General features: G+C 70.3%; 1 protein-coding gene. It reads left to right on the forward strand.

Annotation, left to right across the window (positions count from 1 at the left end; genetic code table 11):
• A partial coding sequence (locus tag U9977_RS26395; RefSeq protein WP_322751982.1) for an RHS repeat-associated core domain-containing protein occupies nt 1–1022 on the forward strand: 1022 nt, incomplete at both ends.

A 1022-nucleotide genomic window follows, 5' to 3' on the forward strand; every position in this document is an offset into this window, starting at 1 on the left:
GGTGTGGGATGCCAACCACCAGCTGTTGTCGCAGACCGTGACCGCGGGGCACGCACGGGTGCTGCAGCGCCGGGACTACTCCTACAGCCCGGATGGGTATGTCACCGAGATCGATGACATGCTCGCCGGCCTGCGCCGATTCGACCTCGACCCGGCGCGGCGGGTCACCGCGGTCCACGGCTCGGACTGGTCCGAGCGGTACGCCTACGACGATGCGGGCAACATCACCGACGCATCCTGGCCGGTGCCCGCACAGCGCGATACGAACGATGGGCGCAATGCGTTGGGCACTGCCGCGCAGGGCGGTCGGGAGTACGCCGGTACGCTGATCCGCCGGGCCGGCCGCGTCCGCTACGAGCACGACGGCCAAGGTCGGGTGACACTACGCCAGCACAAGCGGCTGTCGGGTAAGCCACGTACCTGGCACTACAGCTGGGATGCCGACGATCGGCTGACCGGTGTCACCACGCCGGACGGTCGGCACTGGCGGTATTCCTATGATCCGTTCGGCCGGCGGATCGCCAAGCAGCGCCTTGGCGGCGAGGGAGACGGCACCGGCGACGACGGCGGGGTGGGCGAACGGATCGACTTCGCCTGGGACGGCGCCGTCCTCGCCGAGCAGCGGCACGTCGCCGGGGACGATCCGACGCCGCGGGTCACCACGTGGGAGTGGGAGCCCGGCGGTTTCCGGCCGCTCACCCAGTCCGAACGCCGCCCGTCCGACACGGCTGTGGGCGGCAACGGCAGCGACCACATCGCCGAGCAGGCGTGGTTTGACGCCCGGTTCCATGCCATCGTTACCGATCTGGTCGGTACTCCCACCGAACTCCTCGACCCCGACGGGGAGCTTGCCTGGCGGGCCCGGACCACCCTGTGGGGTGCCGGCCCGCCGCCCACCGACGGTGCCCTCGACTGCCCGTTGCGTTTCCCCGGTCAGTACCACGATCCCGAAACCGGCGCCCACTACAACGTCCACCGCTACTACGATCCCGAGACCGCCCGCTACGAATCCACCGACCCCC

The organism is Protofrankia sp. Cas8, assembly GCF_963555845.1.
Lineage (GTDB): Bacteria > Actinomycetota > Actinomycetes > Frankiales > Frankiaceae > Protofrankia.